Origin of the sequence: Galbibacter sp. (assembly GCF_035306585.1) — a bacterium.
In the GTDB taxonomy this organism is placed as follows: domain Bacteria; phylum Bacteroidota; class Bacteroidia; order Flavobacteriales; family Flavobacteriaceae; genus Galbibacter.
Genome location: NZ_DATGNU010000048.1, coordinates 1 through 22810 on the forward strand (window position 1 = coordinate 1; position 22810 = coordinate 22810).

The 22810-nt window shown below is 39.3% G+C and carries 20 protein-coding genes and 1 riboswitch; of the genes, 13 read left to right on the forward strand and 7 right to left on the reverse strand.

Features of this window, described 5'->3' with window-relative positions; translation table 11 throughout:
• Positions 1 to 134 precede the first annotated feature (134 nt).
• From meaB to VKY50_RS05640, 5 genes are all read left to right on the forward strand, one after another.
• Positions 135 to 1214: a methylmalonyl Co-A mutase-associated GTPase MeaB gene (gene meaB, locus VKY50_RS05620; RefSeq protein ID WP_324299731.1), complete on the forward strand. Its 1080-nt coding sequence runs from the start codon at positions 135 to 137 to the stop codon at positions 1212 to 1214.
• Between the two features lie 66 nt (positions 1215 to 1280).
• The gene (locus tag VKY50_RS05625; RefSeq protein ID WP_324299733.1) at positions 1281 to 1994 is read left to right on the forward strand and encodes a glycosyltransferase family 2 protein; all 714 of its coding nucleotides are present in this window, start codon (positions 1281 to 1283) and stop codon (positions 1992 to 1994) included.
• Positions 1994 to 2617, forward strand: coding sequence for a lipid-A-disaccharide synthase N-terminal domain-containing protein (locus VKY50_RS05630; protein WP_324299792.1), 624 nt, complete (start codon positions 1994 to 1996; stop codon positions 2615 to 2617). The genes VKY50_RS05625 and VKY50_RS05630 overlap by 1 nt, the downstream gene beginning before the upstream one ends.
• Positions 2610 to 4250, forward strand: coding sequence for an ArnT family glycosyltransferase (locus tag VKY50_RS05635; RefSeq protein ID WP_324299735.1), 1641 nt, complete (start codon positions 2610 to 2612; stop codon positions 4248 to 4250). The genes VKY50_RS05630 and VKY50_RS05635 overlap by 8 nt, the downstream gene beginning before the upstream one ends.
• A complete protein-coding gene (locus VKY50_RS05640; protein ID WP_324299737.1) occupies positions 4237 to 4920 on the forward strand; it encodes a hypothetical protein in 684 nt (227 codons plus the stop codon). The genes VKY50_RS05635 and VKY50_RS05640 overlap by 14 nt, the downstream gene beginning before the upstream one ends.
• A 59-nt stretch (positions 4921 to 4979) precedes the next feature.
• Here VKY50_RS05640 and VKY50_RS05645 read toward each other — a convergent pair whose 3' ends face one another.
• Positions 4980 to 5612 carry a 7-carboxy-7-deazaguanine synthase QueE gene (locus tag VKY50_RS05645; protein ID WP_324299739.1) on the reverse strand — a complete coding sequence of 211 codons (633 nt, stop codon included), beginning with the start codon at positions 5610 to 5612 and terminating at the stop codon, positions 4980 to 4982.
• A 241-nt stretch (positions 5613 to 5853) separates the two neighbouring features.
• Here VKY50_RS05645 and VKY50_RS05650 point away from each other — a divergent pair, with 241 nt between their 5' ends.
• The 8 genes from VKY50_RS05650 to thiH all read left to right on the forward strand — a co-directional run bounded on the left by VKY50_RS05650 (position 5854) and on the right by thiH (position 13710).
• On the forward strand, positions 5854 to 7365 hold the full coding sequence (locus tag VKY50_RS05650) for a helicase HerA-like domain-containing protein (protein ID WP_324299741.1): 1512 nt from the start codon (positions 5854 to 5856) through the stop codon (positions 7363 to 7365).
• A 164-nt stretch (positions 7366 to 7529) separates the two neighbouring features.
• Positions 7530 to 7626: riboswitch (TPP riboswitch) on the forward strand.
• Between the two features lie 97 nt (positions 7627 to 7723).
• Entirely contained in the window at positions 7724 to 7927 is a 204-nt protein-coding gene (gene thiS / locus VKY50_RS05655; RefSeq protein WP_324299743.1) for a sulfur carrier protein ThiS, read from the forward strand.
• 49 nt (positions 7928 to 7976) lie between these two features.
• Positions 7977 to 9833, forward strand: a complete 1857-nt coding sequence (gene thiC / locus VKY50_RS05660) for a phosphomethylpyrimidine synthase ThiC (RefSeq protein ID WP_324299745.1) — start codon at positions 7977 to 7979, stop codon at positions 9831 to 9833.
• A gap of 40 nt (positions 9834 to 9873) precedes the next feature.
• A complete protein-coding gene (locus VKY50_RS05665) occupies positions 9874 to 10449 on the forward strand; it encodes a thiamine phosphate synthase (RefSeq protein ID WP_324299747.1) in 576 nt (191 codons plus the stop codon).
• The gene (locus VKY50_RS05670) at positions 10442 to 11191 is read left to right on the forward strand and encodes a hydroxymethylpyrimidine/phosphomethylpyrimidine kinase (RefSeq protein ID WP_324299749.1); all 750 of its coding nucleotides are present in this window, start codon (positions 10442 to 10444) and stop codon (positions 11189 to 11191) included. The genes VKY50_RS05665 and VKY50_RS05670 overlap by 8 nt, the downstream gene beginning before the upstream one ends.
• 6 nt (positions 11192 to 11197) lie before the next feature.
• A complete protein-coding gene (gene thiE, locus VKY50_RS05675; protein ID WP_324299751.1) occupies positions 11198 to 11845 on the forward strand; it encodes a thiamine phosphate synthase in 648 nt (215 codons plus the stop codon).
• Complete coding sequence (locus VKY50_RS05680) at positions 11835 to 12608, forward strand: thiazole synthase (protein ID WP_324299753.1); 774 nt, start codon at positions 11835 to 11837, stop codon at positions 12606 to 12608. The genes thiE and VKY50_RS05680 overlap by 11 nt, the downstream gene beginning before the upstream one ends.
• The gene (gene thiH, locus VKY50_RS05685) at positions 12601 to 13710 is read left to right on the forward strand and encodes a 2-iminoacetate synthase ThiH (RefSeq protein ID WP_324299755.1); all 1110 of its coding nucleotides are present in this window, start codon (positions 12601 to 12603) and stop codon (positions 13708 to 13710) included. Before VKY50_RS05680 ends, thiH begins: the two co-directional genes overlap by 8 nt.
• 46 nt (positions 13711 to 13756) lie before the next feature.
• Here the strand turns inward: thiH and VKY50_RS05690 are convergent, their stop codons facing one another.
• The 6 genes from VKY50_RS05690 to VKY50_RS05715 all read right to left on the reverse strand — a co-directional run bounded on the left by VKY50_RS05690 (position 13757) and on the right by VKY50_RS05715 (position 22752).
• Entirely contained in the window at positions 13757 to 14653 is an 897-nt protein-coding gene (locus VKY50_RS05690; RefSeq protein ID WP_324299757.1) for an NmrA family NAD(P)-binding protein, read from the reverse strand.
• A gap of 174 nt (positions 14654 to 14827) precedes the next feature.
• Positions 14828 to 16657 (reverse strand): glycoside hydrolase family 2 protein, encoded by a 1830-nt coding sequence (locus VKY50_RS05695; protein WP_324299758.1) that lies wholly within the window; start codon positions 16655 to 16657, stop codon positions 14828 to 14830.
• 147 nt (positions 16658 to 16804) lie between these two features.
• A complete protein-coding gene (gene fucP, locus VKY50_RS05700) occupies positions 16805 to 18112 on the reverse strand; it encodes an L-fucose:H+ symporter permease (RefSeq protein ID WP_324299760.1) in 1308 nt (435 codons plus the stop codon).
• Positions 18113 to 18114: 2 nt separating this feature from the next.
• A complete protein-coding gene (locus VKY50_RS05705; RefSeq protein WP_324299762.1) occupies positions 18115 to 19038 on the reverse strand; it encodes an ROK family protein in 924 nt (307 codons plus the stop codon).
• A 67-nt stretch (positions 19039 to 19105) separates the two neighbouring features.
• Positions 19106 to 21334, reverse strand: coding sequence for a GH92 family glycosyl hydrolase (locus VKY50_RS05710; protein WP_324299764.1), 2229 nt, complete (start codon positions 21332 to 21334; stop codon positions 19106 to 19108).
• Entirely contained in the window at positions 21334 to 22752 is a 1419-nt protein-coding gene (locus VKY50_RS05715; protein WP_324299766.1) for a glycoside hydrolase family 125 protein, read from the reverse strand. The genes VKY50_RS05710 and VKY50_RS05715 overlap by 1 nt, the downstream gene beginning before the upstream one ends.
• Positions 22753 to 22810: the final 58 nt, after the last annotated feature.

A 22810-nucleotide genomic window follows, 5' to 3' on the forward strand; every position in this document is an offset into this window, starting at 1 on the left:
CCGCCAGTTGTTGTGGCTACTGCTTGATATAATGCCTTCATTTTTAAAAATTTATTTGATTATTTCCTGTAAGTTACCTTTATTCCTACAAAGTATATACATTTTAAATATTAAATTTGCTATAAAATTTAACCTTGGCAACGAAACCATCACAAGAATCATCAAAAAATGAAACACCGAAAAATCCGTTGATTTCAAAGACGAGATCCTCGGTGGTCGACCAGTTTAAATCCAAACGTAAAGCCGCGTTTGATGTAGATGCCTTGTGTGACTCTTTATTAAAAGGAAATATTACGGCTTTAAGTAGAGCCATCACCCTAATTGAAAGTACAAAGCCCGAGCATAGACCTTTAGCGCAGGACCTGTTACATCGATGTCTTCCTTATAGCAATTCCTCGAAGAGAATAGGTATAACAGGAGTTCCTGGGGTTGGAAAAAGCAGTTTTATAGAAGCCTTCGGCTGTCTTGTGGCCTCGCCCTCAAATAAAGTTGCCGTACTAGCTGTGGATCCCAGTAGCTCTATCTCAAAAGGTAGTGTCCTAGGGGATAAAACTCGTATGCAAGAGCTTTCAAGGCATCCGGATGTTTTTATTCGGCCTTCTCCCGCTGGAAGTACCCTAGGAGGAGTGGCACGAAAAACACGCGAAACAATCCTGTTATGTGAAGCTTTTGGCTTTCAAACCATCCTTGTCGAAACTGTAGGGGTAGGCCAGAGTGAAACGGTTGTACATAGTATGGTTGATTTTTTCTTAGTGCTAAAACTCTCTGGTGCGGGGGATGAGCTGCAAGGAATTAAAAGAGGTATTATCGAGCTAGCAGATTCTATTGTCATCAATAAAGCGGATGGTGATAATTTGCAGCGAGCAAAAATTGCCAGAAGTGAATTTAGTAAAGCCCTAAAGCTCTACCCACCTAAAGAAAACGGGTGGAAACCAAAAGTACTGCTAACCTCAGCCATTGAAAATAAAGGGATTATAGAGGTGAATGAGCTCATAGAGGATTACATTAAAACCGCTAAAGAGAATCACAGCTTTGATACAAAGCGACTAGAACAAAATAAATTCTGGCTATACCAATCCATCGAAGAGCATCTCAAGGAGAGCTTTTATCAAAATCCAGAAATCCAAAAAGCATTACGCCTTCAGTTAAAAGCTATAGAAGAACATAAAATCACTCCATTTGCAGCTGCACAATATTTAATTTCCTTACTTTAGTTATATTAACTACTTGAATTGGTGTCACTACAGTACCTTTTTAAGCGTGCAAACCAAAAATTATATATGGAATTCGAGCTTACCATAGTTGTTCCTGTATACAATGAACAAGACAACTTACCTCGCGTAGTCTCCACATTTATCACCTATTTTGAGACCGCACCTCTTTCAACTAAATTACTATTTGTAAATGATGGTTCTTCAGATAATAGCCAAGAAATAATCGAAGAGATCTGTAAGAAAGATCACAGATTTGAATACATCCAATTTGACAAAAACTATGGTTTAAGTACCGCCATTAAAGCGGGATTTGACACCGTCCAAACACCGCTTGTAGGTTATATAGATGCCGATCTACAAACCAACCCTGAGGATTTCAATAAACTATTACAATACAAGGATCATTACCAACTCATCACTGGTGTACGCACGGAGAGAAAAGATTCCTTTTTTAAAAATTTCATGTCGAAAGTTGCCAATATGATTCGTCGCGCCTTTACCAAAGACGGCATGGATGATACAGGTTGCCCTTTAAAAATTATACATACAGATTACGCCAAGAGGATTCCTATGTTTAAAGGTTTGCATCGTTTTCTACCAGCTATGATCTTATTGCAAAATGGAAAAGTGATTCAAGTTCCCATCCGCCATTACCCAAGGATAGCTGGTAGCGCAAATTTCGGGTTACGCAACCGCCTTATGGGACCACTGATGGATTGTTTTGCATATTTATGGATGAAAAGAAAATATATTAATTACACCATTGTTAAGAAAAGATGATTGACAATTGGCTCATATACGCTATTGGATTTCTAGCGCAAATACTGTTTTCCGCTCGCTTGTTACATCAGTGGTTAAGTTCTGAAAAACTTAAAAAAGTAAGTACTCCCACATTGTTTTGGATCCTTAGTCTAGTGGCTTCTTTTTTACTTTTTTCCTACGGCTGGCTAAGGAATGATTTTGCGATTATGCTCGGACAAACCCTCTCTTACTTTATTTATATTAGAAATTTACAATTACAAGGCAAATGGCAACATGCGCCAAAAGGCCTTCGTTTGTTTTTAATCCTCTTCCCCATATTAATTATTACATTTGGATATAACAATAACAACTACGACCTTCGGGCGTTATTTGATAAGGAGAACATCCCATGGTGGTTATTAATTTTAGGTGTGGTAGCTCAAATTATTTTCACGCTCCGATTTATCTACCAATGGGCGTATTCCGAACACAAAAAAATATCTTGCCTTCCTCAAGGGTTTTGGATCTTAAGTCTAATTGGCGCACTGTTAATTTTAATCTATGCTGTTTTTCGTAGAGACCCCGTACTTTTTGTCGGACATTGTTTTGGCAGCGTTATATACATTAGAAATTTACTTATTCTAAGAAAACAAGATGGTTAAATTTGTCGAAAAACACTCCCTCTTGATGATTGTTCTGGTCTGTGTAGGGATCTTCCTTACTCATCTGGATGTGCTTTATGTGAACATTATGGAAGCCCGAAACTTTATATCTGCTCGAGAAATGCTCCACGATGGTAATTGGCTGTTGACTACCATGAACCATGTCCCCCGTTATGAGAAACCTCCACTACCCACCTGGTTAACCGCTTTAAGCGCTTTTCTCTTTGGAATTCACAATTTAAGTGCCCTTAGACTTCCTGCCGCTCTTATATGTATTGCTTTAATTCTAACCTATTATAAACTCATACTAGAATTCTTTAAAAACACCAAACTCGCGTTTTATACTGCACTGATCTTGGCCACTTCTTTTTACATTATTTTCTCAGGACGAAATGGGCAGTGGGATATTTTTGCCCATGGATTTATGGTCATAAGCATCTACTTTTTACTAAAGATGTTACACCGCTCCAATAGGTGGTATTATGCTATTTTAAGCGGGTTGTTTTTTGGATGTGCTTTTTTAAGCAAAGGACCCGTATCCCCTTACGCATTATGGCTCCCTTTTATGATTGCCTATTTAGCAATCTATAAAAATAGGCCCTCCAAAAGAGATATCCTTCCAATGGTGCTGACACTTGTAATTGGCGTATGTGTTGGGCTATCTTGGTATCTTTACATTCAAATTGAAGATCCAGTAAGTTACTTTAGAATTACACAGGAGGAGACTGCGAATTGGTCAAATTTTAACATTCGTCCTTTTTATTACTATTGGAGTTTCTTTACCCAAAGTGGCATTTGGACCATACCCTCGTTTATAGCACTGCTCTACCCTTATTTAAAAAATAAAGTGAGTGATCGAAAAGCCTACACCTTTTCTTTACTTTGGACCATTTCTTCAGTGGTACTACTATCGGTAATTCCAGAGAAAAAATCGCGGTATTTACTTCCCGTACTAATACCCATGGCTTTGAATACCGCATTTTATATCGAGTATTTAATAGCTAAGTTTAAACAACTCAAGAGGACTGAAAAATTACCAGTGTATGTTAACTTTGGACTTATTGGTTTGATCGGAGTTTTATTTCCCATTGCTGGACTAGTGTATTTTAACGGCACCTTAGAGAGGTTCTATGCAAACTTTATCCTGTGTGCCTGTTTGCTATTTGGTGTAGGGTTACTTATCTTAATTACGCTTAAAAAACAACAGTTTAAAAACGTATTTCTACTGACCGTTTTATTTACATGGATGATCCTAACGGTTGGTTTTCCATTAACAAAGGCCTTGTATATCAATCCAAACTTCAACAATTTAAGCGACCTAAAACCAGAAGTTCCGTTGTATTCTTATGGTGAGGTTACCCCTGAAACTTTATGGCATTTTGGGCATACGGTGCCTGATATTCTCTATAGCGGCCAACTTGAAACTCCATCAGAAAATAAATTCGGAATTTTAGTTACCCCTGAGAATAGCTCTGAATTTAAACGTATATTTGCTAAGGAGTATCATATTGAACTATCGGATACTTTTGATTTAAATTATACGGCGAGTCCTCAACATTCCGCGTATAAAGATCGGTTAAAAACATATTATTTTATACTTGAAAAAAAACAAAATAACCATGACAATCAATAGAACTGAAAAATTAGGGTATGCATTTTTAGCAGTTATTTTTGCTGTAAGTCTCTATTTAGGTTTTACTAATGAATCATATTTCAACGACGTTTTTGCCGCTGAAGACAATGCTGTAGAGTGGACAACGGCTATTATGTTGTTATGCGTTAGTATACTTTGTGTTGTCCGATTATTGACCATTTCTAAAGAAAAATCGATGACATGGAAATTAGGGGTATGTGCATTTGCTTTGATTTTCTTCTTTGGTGCAGGGGAAGAAATTTCATGGGGACAACGTATTTTTAACATTGAATCCAGTGCCTTCTTCATGGAGAATAACGCACAAAAAGAAACCAACTTACATAATTTAGTTGTCAGTGGTAAAAAAGTAAATAAAATCGTTTTTAGCCAACTCCTCATGGTAGCGATGGTGGTGTACTTGATTATTGTGCCCATTCTATATCGCAAAATGGATAGTGTACGAAGATTGATGCACTCCTTTGCTGTTCCAGTGGTTCAATGGCATCAAACCATCGCATTTTTAGTTTCAACCCTGATCGTTACGGTCATTCCTCCAAGTAGAAAGTGGGAAGTCTATGAACTTGCCTTTGGCGTTATTTTCTTTTTAATTTTCTTGTTCCCTTTAAACGATTCTATATTCCAGAAAGGTAAGATAAAAAGTGGACACTAAAAGGGGTTCCTCCATGTGTGGCACTAAAGCTTAGGGTATGGGAAACCTACAGGCGTCTATTAAGGTATATTAAGGTATTTATGGGTCTGAAGCGATACTTTCCATTTGGGATGCTTCATAACGTAATCGACAATCATCGGAATTACCTTATCCCGTTTACTCCACTCTGGTTGTAAGTATAATATGCAATTTTCATTGACCTTGGCAGCTTGCTCCTCCGCAAACTTTAAATCGTGTTGATTGAATACAATAACCTTTAGCTCATGCGCTTTTTTATAAATCTCTGCGGTGGGAAGTTTTAACTTTTTAGGCGATAAACAGATCCAATCCCACTGTCCTGTTAATGGGTAAGCACCAGAGGTCTCAATATGTATTTTCAATCCTTTCTTTTTCAGCTCCGAGGTAATAAAGCTCATATCCCATGTAAGTGGCTCCCCTCCAGTGATGACAATAGTATCAGAATATTTAGCCGCATTATCTACAATTTGCATTACATCCGTAGGCGGATGGGTTGCGGCATTCCAGCTCTCCTTAACATCACACCAGTGACACCCTACATCACAACCACCAACTCGAATAAAATATGCGGCTGTCCCCTTGTGAAAACCTTCTCCTTGAATGGTATAAAACTCCTCCATTAGTGGAAGCATTTCTCCTGCATTTACCTTGGCTAATATCCCTTCTTCTATCATGCTGCAAAGATACGTTTTCCATTTTTAATTTAATACCGCCTATTCCCTTGATTTTATCATGGAGCTTTAAAGAATAAGTATTTATTTCAAAATACCTCCGCGAGGACTTTTGAAATTGGATTCAAAACTACGCGGATTACTTGCCATTGCTATACTTGGTTGTAACTTAAAAGCATTAAAAAGTAAAATCTTTGTTACTTTGTGAGATTTTCATCTATTTTAGTATAAATTTTTAGATACAATGGCTGATAAAGACGCTTTTTTCACCTCAATAGAAGCAGGATATAAAACTAAAGGAGATTATATTACGATGGGAAGTGCCATGTTAGATGGTGAAACACTAACCAATGCATTTGTGAAAATCCCACTTAAAACGCTAAACAGACACGGTCTGATCGCTGGTGCAACAGGTACAGGAAAGACAAAAACCTTACAGATATTAGCAGAAAACCTATCCGATAAAGGGATCCCAGTACTTCTAATGGATCTCAAAGGAGATTTAAGTGGACTAGCGCAACCAGGAGATCAAAATGTTGGAATCGAAGAACGTCATTCCAAAATTGGTTTTCCTTATCAAGCCAAAAAATTTCCTTTAGAAATACTGACCCTATCAGAACAAGCTGGAGTGCGTTTAAGAGCTACCGTCTCTGAGTTTGGCCCAATATTACTTTCTCGAATTTTAGATCTCACCGAAACGCAGCAAGGCATCGTGGCTGTGATTTTTAAATACTGCGACGATAACCAACTCCCACTTTTAGATTTAAAAGACTTTAAAAAGATACTCCAATATGCAACCGATCATGGAAAGGATGAATTTCAAAAATCCTACGGTAGAATCTCAACAGCATCCACAGGTGCTATACTGCGTAAAATAATTCAACTTGAGCAACAAGGAGCAGATTTATTCTTTGGTGAAACTTCTTTTGATGTCAATGATTTGACTAGAATTGATAACCAGGGAAGAGGCATCATAAACGTTATTCGCCTAACCGATATACAAGATAGACCCAAACTTTTCTCCACCTTTATGATGAGTCTATTAGCGGAGGTATACGACACTTTCCCGGAGCAAGGTGATAGCGACCGTCCGGAACTGGTTCTTTTTATAGATGAGGCACATTTGCTCTTTAATGAAGCTTCTAATGCTTTATTAGATCAGATTGAGAATATTGTTAAATTAATTCGTTCCAAAGGAATCGGTGTATATTTTGTAACCCAGAATCCAACCGACATTCCAAATGCTGTACTTTCACAGCTTGGACTAAAAATACAACATGCCCTGCGTGCCTTTACCGCCAAGGATAGGAAAGCTATAAAATTAACCGCTGAAAATTATCCGATATCACCCTATTACGATACAGCAGCGGTCTTAACTTCACTTGGAATAGGGGAAGCTCTTATTACCGCTTTGGATGAGAAAGGTCGCCCTACTCCCCTAGCAGCAACATTGTTACGCGCTCCAATGAGTAGAATGGACATCCTTAACGATCAGGAATTAAAGGAACTTATTGACAATTCGCAACTAAGTTCGAAATACAATAAGATTGTTGATCGTGAAAGCGCCTATGAGATCCTAACCAGAAAAATCGAAATCTCTCAACGGGAAGAGGTGCAAAAACAGGCCAAAGAAGAGCAAAGCAAACAACAGAAGACTTCCAGGAAAAGTACTCGTATGAACCCCGTTATTAAAGTACTAACTTCGGCTACTTTCATTAGAGGAGTTATGGGAATTTTAAAGAAAGCCATGCGCTAAAGAAGTCAACTTTAAGTTAATCAATGCTTTTGAATGTTTCTATAACACGTTTTATAAAGCACGCAAACGATAAATAATTTTCTATTTTTTTTGGTGGCGTCAGGTAAAAAAATCACTGGCATCAATAAATTTGGTTATCATTAATATTACTCCTACATTTGACCTGTAAACTTTAGGGGTGCCATCAAGTTTTGGCTGAGATATTACCCTTTGAACCTGATTCAGGCTAGTACCTGCGAAGGAAAAAGTTCAAAAATTCCATTATAACTTTTGCGCGCACATTTGCGCTATCTTGTATAAGATAAACTTTTCTCCGCAATCCATCCCTTTTGTTTACAGCTATTAAAATCAAAGCGATATGATAACTGTAAATGTAAACAACCAAAATCACTCCTTTAGACAACCTATAAGGCTTCTAGAATTACTAGAGCAGCTTCAAATTCAACATTCAGGAATTGCTATAGCTATTGACAATCACGTGATTTCTAAACCCTTGTGGTCGGAAACGCTCCTTGTGGACGGAAGCCAGGTTTTAATCATCCAAGCAGCTCAAGGAGGATGACACTTTTGTTGGTTTTACAAGCAAACACAAATTAAATCAAATTTTTATTATGAAAGAACAGCGTACACCCTCTAGTCAAGGTATCAGCAGAGAACCCTTTCCAAACTCCCAAAAAGTCTACCTAACAGGGAAGCTTCATAAGGGGATTAAAGTCCCAATGAGAAAGATCAATTTAGATGATAGTATTGACCATTTTAACAACACTAGAACACCTAATGAGCCCGTATTGGTATATGACACCAGCGGTCCTTATACAGATCCCTCTCAAGAAATTGATATCCATCGAGGATTACCACCCATTAGACAACCGTGGATTGCTGCTCGCAAAGATGTAGAACTCCTTAGTGAATTGTCTTCAGATTACGGCAAGGAACGTGCTGAAAACAAACCATCACACTCCTTCAGGTTTAAGAATATCCGTAAACCATTACGGGCTAAAGCGGGCAAAAATGTAACCCAATTACATTATGCTCGAAAAGGCATTATAACACCAGAGATGGAGTTTATCGCTATTCGTGAGAATCAAAAGATCCAGGATACTTTGGCCATTAGGAAGCAACATCCTGGTGAAGATTTCGGTGCTAATATCCCGAAACAAATCACGCCAGAGTTCGTCCGGGATGAAGTTGCCAAAGGCCGTGCAGTGATCCCTAATAACATCAACCACCCCGAGAGTGAACCTATGATAATTGGTCGAAATTTCCTGGTTAAAATCAATGCGAACATCGGAAATTCTGCGGTGAGCTCTTCCATTGAAGAAGAGGTGGAAAAGGCAGTCTGGGCATGTAGATGGGGTGCCGATACTATTATGGATCTCTCAACGGGTAAAAACATTCATGAAACACGTGAATGGATCCTTCGCAACTCTCCGGTTCCAATTGGTACAGTGCCAATTTATCAAGCATTGGAAAAAGTCAATGGAAAGGCAGAAAATTTGAATTGGGAGATCTTTAAAGATACACTCATTGAGCAGGCAGAACAAGGGGTTGATTACTTTACCATCCACGCAGGAGTTCGTCTTAAATACGTACCACATACCGCTAAAAGACTTACAGGGATTGTCTCCAGAGGTGGTTCAATAATGGCTAAATGGTGTCTAGCCCATCACCAAGAAAACTTTTTATATACTCACTTTGAGGAAATTTGCCAAATCATGAAATCCTATGATGTGGCTTTCTCTCTGGGGGATGGATTACGACCAGGGAGTATAGCTGATGCCAATGATTACGCTCAGTTTGCCGAATTAGAAACCCTAGGAGAGCTCACTAAAATTGCCTCTAAACATGATGTACAGTGTATCATAGAAGGTCCTGGTCATATACCAATGCACATGATAAAGGAAAACATGGACAAGCAACTTAAAGAGTGCGACCAAGCACCTTTTTATACCTTAGGACCGCTAACCACTGATATTGCTCCAGGATATGATCATATCACTAGTGGAATTGGTGCGGCGATGATTGGATGGTACGGTTGCGCTATGTTGTGTTATGTCACTCCGAAAGAACACCTTGGTCTTCCCAACAAAGAAGATGTAAAACAAGGTGTAATTACCTATAAAATTGCTGCACATGCTGCGGATTTAGCTAAAGGCCATCCAGGGGCACAACACAGGGACAATGCCATGAGTAAAGCTCGCTTTGAATTCCGTTGGAACGATCAGTTTAACCTGGCCTTGGATCCCGATACAGCCAGAGCATATCACGACGAGACCTTACCGTCAGACAATGCGAAAGTAGCTCATTTTTGCTCCATGTGTGGGCCTAATTTCTGTTCAATGAAAATCACACAAGATGTACGCCAATACGCTAAAGAAAACAACATGGATAGTGAAGAGGCTATTATCAAGGGGATGCAAGAAAAATCAGAGGAATTCAAAGCGAAAGGTGGAGAGGTCTACCTCTAAAATTTTTTAAACTATCCAATAAAATCAATAGTATCATCCCATGCTTTTACTAATTACAGCGCAACATAATGTAGAACATGAAGCCAGTATTCTAGAGGAGATTGGCACCTATGACAGCTGTATGATACATGTTAGAAAGCCTGGCTTTTCCCAAGAGCAGATGAAGCAGTGGCTGGAGCAATTTTCTACAAGGACCCTTGAGAAGATGATGCTGCACCAGCACCACCATCTTTGTGCAAATTTTCCGCTGAGAGGAATCCACTTTAAAGAGTCAGAAAAAGATAGGAATATAAAGGTAGCAAGGTCCACCAAATTAATGATCTCTGCTGCCTTTCACGATCCTTTCCAGGCTCAGTGGCAAAACCAATACCATTATGCTATTCTAAGTCCAGTTTTTGATTCCATTTCAAAAACACAGCTGAAGGGGAAAAATTTTCATATTCATACCTCGGTTAAACCCATTATTGCTTTAGGAGGAATAACCACCAAAAATATGAAGGTAGCCCGTAACCTTGGATTTAAAGGAGTTGCGGTATTGGGAAGTGTATGGCAAAACAATGATCCGTTAAAAGCATTTAAGGCTATTGAAAAAACCTATAAAATAGTATATGAATAAGCCCACAGTATTAGTGATTGCTGGATTTGATCCCAGCGGTGGCGCTGGGATTATCGCAGATGCCAAAACTCTTGAGACAATAGGCGTACAGGGTGTTTTTGTGCAAAGTTGTAACACCGTTCAAACTACCACTAAGTTCTTTGAATGCTATTGGGTAGAAGAATCGATAATTTGGCAACAACTCGATCTATTACTCAAAAACCTCACCCCAAAAGTCATCAAAATTGGAGTGGTTAAAAACCTTGAGTTTCTAGATAAATTATTGGAAGTTCTCAAAGTAAAACTTCCCAAGGCTAAAATCATCTGGGATCCCATCGTAAAATCATCTAGTGGATTTGATTTTCACCATCAGAAACATTTTGCACAAATCACTAGGGGTTGTCTTTCAAAGATCGATTTAATCACACCGAACTACAATGAAATAGCTGCTTTCACTTTGGAGAGCGATCATACAAAGGCACTCGAGTACCTAAGAGCTTTTTGTCGTGTGTATCTAAAAGGGGGGCATCGAAAAGAAGTGGGAGTCGATGAACTTTACCAACCCTATAAATTAAAGAAAGTGTATTATCCAAGGACAACGAATTGCAGCGAGAAACATGGGAGTGGTTGCGTTCTATCTTCCGCCATTGCCGCTTATTACGCCAACTGTGGAAAATGGGAAGAGAGTTGTGAAATGGCAAAATTATATGTAGAACGCTATTTAGCCTCCACGACCACCCTTATGGGATCACATTTGAAATAACTTAAAATGAAACAACCAATAGTATATTATATTAGTCAGGGTCCTACAGCAGAACAACATCTAGCGCACCTTATAAAAATGGCAAATGCGGGCTGCAGTTGGGTACAACTACGATTAAAAAACACCCCGAAAAAACAGCACCTTCAAATTGCCCTTCGTGCACAAGAGTATTGTAAAGACCAACAGGTAAATTTAATTATCAACGATAATGTAGAGATTGCAAAGGTCGTCGATGCTGCTGGGGTTCACTTGGGCAAAGACGACCAAGATCCACTCATCGCTAGAAAAGTACTTGGCAAAGACAAGATCATAGGTGGAACAGCCAATACGTGGGAAGATTGTAAAATCTTACTAGAAAAGAAAGTAGATTATATTGGCCTTGGGCCTTTTCGCTTTACAGCTACCAAAAAAAATCTCAGTCCCATACTAGGCATCAATTCCTATCACACCATTATTCAAAAAATGCAACATCACCCCAATAGGGTTCCAATAGTGGCCATTGGTGGGATCACCTTAGCAGATATCTCCGCCTTACAAAAAGCAGGTGTCTGGGGAATTGCACTCTCCGCTTATTTACATCAACAGTCCAACATCCCACAAGCTATTAAAGATATTAAAGATACATTCAAATCATCACAACTTTATGAATACTAAATTAACTATAGCCGGAAAATCATTCCATTCGCGACTCTTAACTGGAACTGGTAAGTTTTCCTCCTCACATATGATGCAGCAAGCCATTCTTGCTAGCGAAAGTGAACTTGTAACTGTTGCGCTAAAAAGAGTTGACCTAGAAAATGAACAACACTCTATTTTACAAGGTCTTACGCATGATCACATTTCACTCTTACCTAACACCTCCGGGGTTCGCAACGCTGAAGAAGCTGTTTTCGCAGCGCAAATGGCAAAAGAAGCCTTGGGGACTAATTGGGTAAAAGTAGAAATACATCCTGATGCCAAGTACTTACTACCTGATCCTATTGAAACGCTCAAAGCTTGTGAGCAGCTTGTCAAACTAGGTTTTGTTGTGATGCCTTATATTCATGCAGATCCTGTGCTCTGTAAACGATTAGAGGACGTTGGGGCCCAATGTGTCATGCCACTAGGCGCTCCTATAGGAACAAATAAGGGGCTTAAAACACTAGACTTTCTTGAAATCATCATTCAGCAAAGTAAGGTTCCGGTGATTGTAGATGCTGGAATTGGAAGTCCTTCACATGCCTGTTGGGCCATGGAAATTGGAGCAGATGCGGTGCTTGTAAATACCGCTATAGCCGTTTCCAAAAACCCCATACAAATGGCGAAAGCCTTTAAAATGGCGGTAGAGGCAGGAGCCATGGCATACCAGGCAAAACTTGCGCAACAAACCGATACACCACAGGCCACTAGCCCACTAACACAATTTCTATATGAGTAATTTCACTTCAGTATTAAAACAGTATAACTGGGATGAACAATGGGAAAACATCCATAGCAAGACTCCGCTTGATGTAGCGAGGGCCTTAGAGGCAAAACAACCAGATCTTGAAGATTTTACTGCCTTAATATCACCTGCAGCCCAGGGATATTTAGAACAGATGGCCCAAAAAAGTAGCACCCTTACAAAGAATCGATTTGGTAATACCATGCAGATGTATGCTCCCCTATACTTAAGCAATGAATGTCAAAATATCTGCACCTATTGTGGTTTTAGTTTTACCAATAAAATACCAAGACGTACCCTATCCGATAAAGAAATACTAATGGAGGCGCAGTTTCTAAAACAAAAAGGGTATCAGCATATCCTATTAGTCACTGGCGAGGCTAGCCAACGTGTCGGAGTAGATTATCTATATAATGCCATTGCGCTTCTTAAGCCGCATTTTGCAAATATCTCCGTGGAAGTTCAGCCATTGGATCAACAGGATTACGAATCCCTCATATCCCAAGGGCTATATGCAACTCTTGTCTATCAGGAGACCTACCACCGAGACACCTATAAAACACACCACCCAAAAGGGAAAAAATCTAATTTTGATTACCGCTTACAGACCCCGGACCGTCTTGCCAGAGCAGGAATACATAAAATAGGCATTGGTGCCTTATTAGGTCTGGAGGATTGGCGGGTTGATAGCTTTTTTACTGCGCTACATTTAAATTATCTACAAACTACCTATTGGAAAACTCGTTATTCTATTTCCTTCCCTAGATTACGACCCTTTAGTGGCGGTATTGATCCCAAAGTTCAAATGACCGATGCCGATCTTCTACAACTTATATGTGCCTACCGAATAGTATTTGAAGATGTAGAACTATCAATATCCACTAGAGAACCTGCGAAGTTTAGAGACCAGTTAGTTCATTTAGGGATTACTTCCATGAGTGCAGAATCAAAAACAAATCCCGGGGGGTATGTGGTAGAACCACAATCTTTGGAACAATTTGATATCTCCGATGAGCGAACTACAGAATCGATCGCCCAAATGCTCAAAAATAGTGGGCTGGAGCCCGTTTGGAAAGATTGGGAGCCATTACTATAATTTAAAATAACGGCTCCCTTACATTTTGCTAAGTGATTACATCGGTTTATTGTCCTTCAAAAGCGCTTTTAAATACACTATTAGCAAATTCTTCTATGGAAGTTGGTGTGGAGTTTTCTTTGGTTCGAGAGTAAAAACCCGGGACCTTCCCTTGGTTAATGAGTTGGGTAAATTCATAAAATTTGCTTGCCGCATTTCTACTTGCTCCCATTTGGGTCATTGTGGAGAAAAAATCATCTTTGCCCACTTGGTAGTATTTCAAATTCGGATTCCCGATTGCCCGCCCGTAAACTTCCGCAATTTCATTATAGGAAAGATCACGCTCTCCCAGAACATATTGAACACTCTTTCCTTTAAAATCAAGTGCGTGTAAATTATTATAGGCAACTTGGGAAATATCCTTTGCGGCAACCAAAGCGAATTTCTGATGCCCATTTTCTGGACCGGCCATGACCCCTTTGTTTTTAATAGCTTGTATTTGAGTCAAGGTATTCTCCATAAAATAAGTTGCCCTGAGGTGTCTTACATTAATATTTGGAATTTCATTAAAAAGTTCTTCTAATTTGTGCAATCCTAAAATCACTCCAGTTCCTTTGTCCAAGTGTGCCCCAACACTACTAAGGGTCACAACAAATTTAATCCCTTGATTTACAACCGCATTTTTAATGGCTGTTGCATGAGCTACCTGGGTGGCGGTATAATCCACCGCTTGCATGTCAATAGGAAGTACCACATAAACAGCGTCAGCACCCATGAAGACGTTATTTAAAAATTTCTCATCTAAGTTGTCCCCAGCAAATACCTCTGCACCTTTTTGTTTTAGTTCCGCAGCTCGCGCTGCATCACGGCAAACCACCCGAACTTTATTTCCATTTTGTAACAATTGAAGTGCAAGGGTTTTACCCGTTTTCCCTGTTCCTCCCGTAATAACGTATGTGACCATGTCTTTTTTTACAAAGTTAAACATTTTTAGTTTCCTTTCTCTAAGGAGACACTTGGTCGCTCCTATGCATTTAAAATGATAACTATAACTGCCTAGGGTCTATCAGCAGTGGAATGGCCTACTAAAAAAAAAGCCCCTTCAATAGGAGCTCTTTAGATTGATCTTATGCTTATGCTACTGGTGGATAGTGTTTATCACCTCTTGGTTTATGCTTCGCACCTTTTCTATATCCATTTTATCTACCTTTCTATCATAAGTCATAAATCCGTTGACTTCACCTTCAACATCCGTAGTCTGGGTGTAAATGGCAGCTGAAAAGCCTGATTTTATGAGTTCCATTAACTCTTTGGCATAGGCGGTATACTGATCGGTAGTTTGTTTTGAATTTTTAAACTTCACATATCCCCAATTATTATCCGTTTTCCATAGATGGCCCTCTACAGGCAGTCCAATACCACCGTACTCTCCTAGAACATTCACCCGATTAGCATCATAGAGATACATCTCAGGGTCTGGGTAATTGTGTAAGTCCAGTATATCCCCTGTTTGGAAATGATTTCCTCCACTAGCTGAATTGATGAGTCTTGAAGGATCATAGGACTGTGTCCATTGTGTTATTTCCACAGTTTTAAACTGCCCCCAAGCTTCATTAAAAGGCACCCAAACCACTATACTCGGGTAGGAATAAAGATAATCCATGATTTCTTTCCACTCCTTTCTGTAGATTTCTTCTGATTCTGCAGAGCGCTGTAATTCGTTGCCATCGAAATACGTTGTATTTTGCCAAATTGGAGCAGCATCTCCATTTGGCATATCTTGCCACACCAAAATCCCGAGCTCATCACAATGTGTATACCATCTCGCAGGTTCCACCTTAACGTGCTTTCGAATCGTATTAAATCCTAACTCTTTGGTCTTTTCAATATCATATTTTAATGCTTGATCGCTCGGAGCAGTGTACAACCCATCAGGCCACCATCCTTGATCCAATGGACCAAGCTGAAAATAATCCTTGTTGTTTAATTGCATTCTAACAATACCGTGCTGGTCCCTTTTTTTGGATATTTTTCGCATGGCAAAATAACTTTCCACTTGATCAACAGTGGCACCATCACTGATTAACTTCACCGTCATATTGTAAAGAAATGGAGACTCAGGGCTCCATAGCTTTTGGTTAGAAATTGGTATTTCCAAGGCTTCTGTAGCACTAGCTTTGGTAACTGAAAGCACCTTGTCACCATCTTTCACTATGACCTCTACGATATCTCCATAGGTTGCGTTTTCTATAATGGGATCTAATTTGAGAAGCTGATTATCAATCTCTGGTGTGGTTCTTAGATCCTTTATATGCTTTTTATGTACAGGTTCAAGCCAGACAGTTTGCCATATCCCCGTCACTGGCGTGTACCAAATGCCTTCAGGATTTTTCACTTGTTTACCCCTAGGCTGTGGACCTTCACTTGTAGGATCCCAAACTTTTACCACAAGGGTTCCTTTAGAATCAGTTAGAAATGGAGTAATATTAAATGAAAACGGTGTATACCCTCCTGTGTGCGAACCTACTTTTATATCATTTATCCATATTTCGGTTTTCCAATCCACCGCTCCAAAGTGAAGGAGTACTTGTTTTCCATTCCAATCTTCTGGTACAACAAAAGTAGTTTCATACCATAACTCATGCTCTTTTCCAACTCTTTTTTGCACTCCTGAAAGGCTTGATTCAACGGCAAAAGGTACCAAGATTTTTCCATCGGCTTTTGAAGGTTTTGATTTTCCAACTTCTTCTATGGCGTAATCCCATAAACCATTGAGGTTTTTCCATTGCTCTCGCTTTAGGATCGGTCTTGGATATTCTGGCAAAACAGCATTTACATCAATTTGTTCAGCCCATTTGGTTTTAATTTTATCTCCTACAGGTTTGTAATTTTGAGCAGAAAAGGTCAAGGGTATTAATAACAAGGCTACAAAGGTTCTAAGCAATTTAAGGTGCGTTTGTGGTATCATAGTTAAAGTTTTAAATTTTAATAATTTATTAGGTTGTTCATTCGTTGGGCTAGTGCGATTATTCTCGGTCAAAATGATTCTTTAATAGTTCGTTAAGGGTACGGTCTGTTTAAGCTCAAGTTAACAATTTTATAAAGTATAACAGTACTATGATCTTGCCTTTTTAACCATATTCCACCCATAGATAATAACCACTAAAAAGCAGATAACAGGTAATAAAAAGGAGAATTTCACCTCCGAGACTCCAAGTATTTTTATATCATCAACTCCGACGCCTCCTAAGTCTATAATCATTCCCTGAAATTGAGGTAGTAGCGCTCCACCAACAATAGCCATGACCAGGCCAGCAGCTCCAATTTTAGCCTTCTCTTCCTCGAGGCCGTCAAGGGCAATTCCATAGATTGTTGGGAACATAATGGAGAGAAAAAAAGAAATACTTACTAAGGCGTATAACCCAAGAACCCCTGCGCCAAATACCGTTATTAATGCACAAATTAACCCAGCAAATGCAAAATACACCAACAGTCTAGTGGAATTTATGAATTTTAGCAAATAGGTTCCAATAATCCTACCAATGGTAAAGAGGATAAAGGCTAATAGCTGATAATTTGCCGCGATACTTGCCTCTATTCCAATTCCTTCCGCGTACTGATAAATATAGGTCCAGCACATAATCTGAGCCCCCATATACATCACTAAAGAAAAGACACCGTAAGAATAGCGTCGATTTTTTAAAAGCGCAGTAAACGTTTTTCTCAGACTCACCCTACCACCACTATCCTTTGCCTGCGGCATTTTACTCATTAAAATAACCACAAGAACTGCTATTACTATAAGGCCTAGAATTACATAAGGATCCCGGATAACAAGTAAGTCCGATGACCTAATCAAGGCTTTTTTACCATGATCCAAGGCCGCGAAATTCTCATAATCATCCGATTGCAACTGATCTAAAACAAAGAACTTAGCTACCAACAAACCCAGCACTAAGCCAACTGGATTAAAGGCCTGTGCGAAATTCAAACGCTGAATAGCAGTTTTAGGGTGCCCCATGGCCAAAATATAGGGATTAGCCGTTGTTTCCAAAAAAGCCAAACCAAAGGTTAGCACATATAGTCCTAGGCAGAAAAACCAAAATTCCTGTCTAACCGCGGCAGGATAAAACAACAATGCTCCCAGGGCATAAAGGGATAATCCTAATATAATTCCGTGCTTATAGGTATACTTTCTAACAAATAATGCTGCTGGTAATGCCATACAAAAATAGCCCCCATAGAACGCCATTTGTACCCAAGCGGCTTGTGAGTTACTCAGTTCAAGCACTTTTTTAAAAGCCTGTACCATAGGATCCGTTACCGCATTGGCAAATCCCCACAAGGCAAATAATGAGGTAACTAAAATAAAAGGGACGATTAACTTTTTATCAACTACTGCTATCTTTAGGTTGGTATTCATGTTTAAATATTAGGTAATTTATCTTTTATCTTATTCCAAAAATCAGGGTCGAATGTATGGCTAGCGCCGATGATATTCGCATGATCTGTTTGATCAATAATAGTAATATGCATTTGTAGTCCTTTGCCCGTTAAACTTTCCCGGAGTCGGTCTAAAAATAATTGGGATGACTTGGCAATACTTCCTCCTATAACCAAGATATCAGGGTTAAATGCTTTTAAATAGGGCGTGGTAAAGGCAACAAAGTTATCCGTGAATTTATCGAACAATTCTTTAGCCTTAGCTCTATTGTCTGCAATGATACTTTTAACACCCCCTGAAATCCGCTTTCCAAATTCTTTTTCGTATTCTTGTAAAAACCACCGAGTCGAGAAGTAATCATCTGCTATGGTATCTTTGAACTTCTTATCCCACAAGCATCCGTGTTCTGGTACCTTCGCTGCGTTGATCAATGGAAACTCATCCTTAAAAAACGCAGCTCCAAAGCCCGTCCCAAGGGTCAGGGCAACCACCTTACTTTGGGGGTTAATCCCGCCTGTGAGCATACTTCCGATCCCAAATGACGACGCATCATTAAAAAACCGCAAAGGAATGTTCTTTTTGTTTAAATATTTCGGTAATTCTTCCTTTATGCAAACTCCGTACAATGATTCATACTTGTCATTTATCTCAAACATGGCGATCCCTTCCTTATAGTGAAATGGTCCTGGCATGGCGAAACCGATTCCAATAGGTACCTTATCAGCAAGCGCTTCCAATGTACTATTTAGGCAGTTTGCCCACTGTTGTAATATTACTTCACTTTCAGCCTTTGAATCAATTGGCGCAATGCGGTATGTTAGATCGATAAGTTTATTACTGTTAAGTTCAACTGCTGCACATGAAATGTGACTCCCCCCTATATCTACTCCAATGGCTATTGGCATGCTAATTTTAATTTTAATATTTAGTACACTACCTACCGTAGTAGGACTGTTAAAACTTTTTTACTTTTTATTGTGTTTCAATTGAAATTTCCCCACCATCCAAAAACAATTGATGAGAAATAAAATATCCCTCCATTGGAGTGTTGTTTACCACAATTCTCTTTAGAGATCTGCAGATCGGTTGTGTTGAAATATTTAACTCGTTCTTCGACCCTGGGTTCACGGAAATGTGATCAAATATTGGAACACTTACCAAATAATCAGTATCCGCTGGTGAGAAGGGGTATAACCCCATCGCACTACAGACATACCAACTAGACATCTCTCCGGCATCATCCATTCCACTAAGGGCTAACCCTTGAGGGCCTATGCCGTAAAAGTTTCTTAAAATAGTGTCAATAATTCTTTGAGATTTTTCTGGTTTGTCAATGAAATAATACCCAAAAGGTGCTTCGTGATCTGGCTGATTTCCATGACAATATTGCCCTATGAAACTGGAAATATTTCGGGCAATATATGCTGGGTTCCACTTAAGGGTAAATAAAGAGTCTAATTTGTTCTCATATGCTTGCTCACTTGTATACAAGGCTATCAAACCTTCCATATCATGTGGGGCATAAAAGGAAACTTGCCAAGCATTAGCCTCTCGGTACATGTATTCATAATACGGGTATTGCGGATTGAAAGGGGCGATCCAAGAACCATCTTCCAATCTACCACGCATAAAATTTGTTTGAGGATCAAAAACATTCCTATAATTTTTGGACCTTTTCATTAAATCCTCATAGTGTAAAGTATCTTTGAGCTCTTTAGCTAATAATGCTAAAGCGTAATCATCATAAGCGTATTCCAAGGTTTTAGAGACTCCCGCCTTCGCTTTGGTTTCAACATGAGGGTTTTCAATATCAGGGTCCGATATAAATCCCTGAGTGATATATTCCTTGATATAAGGTCTTGTACCCCCTTGTTTATAGGCATTATTAAGCAGTAATTCATATGCTTTTTGAACATCAAAATCCCGAATTCCCCTTCTGTAGGAACCACTGATAAAGGCTGCCGCATGATCTCCATGAAAAAACGTGGGTATAAATCCAATATGGCCACCACGATCAACAAGTGACTTGATAATATCATTACAAAGCTTCGGATCTAGAATTTGTAACAACACCAGCTTATTGCGATAGGTGTCCCAAAAAGATGGGTTGGTATAATAACGATGCCCTTTATTCACTACAGCACCCTTTTCATTGCGAAAATCCCCGTTGACATCACTACGAAGTGCTGGCCATAAAAAAGTTCGATATAGCGAGCTGTAAAAAAGAGTTTTTTCCTTTTCTGATCCCCCTTCAACCGCAATTTTTGACAGAAGATCATTCCAAATGGTTTTACCTTTTTGTCGAACCTCTTCAAAGGTCAGCGATCCAATTTCTTTGGCAAGATTCTCTTTGGCATTATCAGTACTGACAAAAGATAATCCAATACGAAGGATAACCGTATTCTCAGATTCGCCTAAATTCAAAAGCACATAGCCCTTGCTCTTTCCTTCATTTTTTTTCTGTACACTTTTAATCGGGGCATCTACATTGGCATAGAAATAAATGCGCTGTTCTCCCGTCTGCTGATAACCTGCAATGTCGTGAAGACCTACCTTTTCAAATCTCCAATCATCCACATGATTATTGGCCATCCCTAAATCAAATAAGATCATTCGGTTATTCTCAGAGGCAAAGCTATACCTATGAATACCTGCACGAAGAGTGGAACTGAGCTCGACGTTTACTTTATAATCTTGGAGATACACTTGGTAGTACGCTGGAGATGCGTTTTCATTTGCATGAGAAAAAGTAGATTTATACGGGTAAGATGCACCTTCTCCAGCGATGGGCAATACAGGAATATTACAGAAATTCCAGTGTCCTTTATTGGTGTGGGTGAAACCTAAAATCTCCGTATCCTCATATTGATAGCCCGCACCAGTGTTATAAGCTGTTATTGGGCTCAGTTGCACCATTGCATTGGGCAAGGATGACCCAGGATAAACCAGCCCCGCCCAAACCCGCCAACCCTCAGGTGGCGTGTATCCAATTTGTTCAGGATCCGTTAAAGGAGCCGTTCCAATAAAAGGATTAACATAATCAGTATAGCCATTTATTTTTTCTTCAGAGCCCGTTTCCAATGTTACTTTTTCCTGGCAGCTATATAGTAGTAAAACAAGACAGCAAAGCCCAAGAAGCACAAAGATGTTTAACCTAAAATGAGTAAAAAAAAGGGTATGGGTATGTACAGATTTCTTCATTAAAGTAGTTCCGGATTTTCAGTATAGGTCTTCCAAAGCAATTCTCCGAATAAGGTATTGGCCCAAGCAAACCAGGATCGACTAAAATTTGTAGGATCATCCTTATGAAATGATTCATGCATGAACCCAGTCCCACCATCTGTATTTTTAAGAATGTTAATACAGTTTTTGATTTCTTTAGGATCAGTACTACTAAGGGCTTTTATACTAAGAGACATCGGCCAGATCATATCCATTCCAACATGAGGGCCTCCGATTCCTTTTCCAGCCTTCCCTTCAAAATAGAACGGGTTATCGAGTGACCAAACAAAATTACGGGTATTTTTATAGATAGGATTCTCTGGACTTATAGCATCTAAATAAGGTAGCGACAACAAACTAGGCACATTGGCATCGTCCATTAAAAGATGATTTCCATAACCATCAACCTCATAGGCGTATATCGGACCATACTTAGGATGATCCACAATCGCATGTTGTTCAATGGCTTGGGTTACTTCACTGCTAAGGTTCAATAATTTTTTTGACAATGATGTATCCTGATGTATTTGTTCAACCATCTCAGCGGCCTGGTTTAAACTTACCACGGCAAAGAAATTGGAAGGAACTAAAAATGAGAACACCGTAGCATCATCACTTGGACGAAAAGCCGAACAAATCAGTCCAACAGGTTTCACTGGATACCCATACCCTCTTAAAGCTCTGGTATCAGTAGCATGAGGTGTGTTCCTCATAAAGGAATAAGGACCAGGTCCATCTTTTTTTTGTTGCTCTTTAAAGGTTTGTAAAATTAGCGCAATGGCCTGTTTCCATTGCTGGTCAAATGGCAAAGTATCCCCAGTGTTCTTCCAGTAATGATATGCTAATCGAATAGGATAACACAGCGAATCAATTTCAAATTTCCGCTCGTGGACACCCGGTATCATTTTTGTCAGATCACTCGCCCATTCCCCTTGCTTTGTGGGATCGTCATAAAAAGCATTGGCATATGGATCTTTAAGAATGTACCTTGTCTGTCGATTGATCACTCCAGCTATCAAATGCCTTAAATCTTCATCTTGATTTGTAAACTCCATATATGGCCAAACCTGAGCAGAGCTATCACGCAACCACATAGCATCAATATCACCTGTTATGACGTAGGTGTCGGGCTTACCATTAATTTGCTTATAGGTCACGGTAGTATCCAATGTATTTGGAAAACAATTATTAAATAACCACACCAATTTAGGGTCTTTCACATCCTTGGAAAAAGTCTTGATTGCTCTTTCAATAGCCTTACTTTGAAAGTTTCTCCCTCCTTCTGGAGTACGTACCTTTGGAAAATTAAGGGCTGAAGATGCCGTTAGTTCCATTGGATTTATAAAAGCAAGACTGGATGCCATGGTCGCATTTTGGATAAAAGTTCTTCTTTTCATAATTGGTTATCTTATGTGATTAGGTATATAATTGGCCTATATTTTCTGTTATAGAATT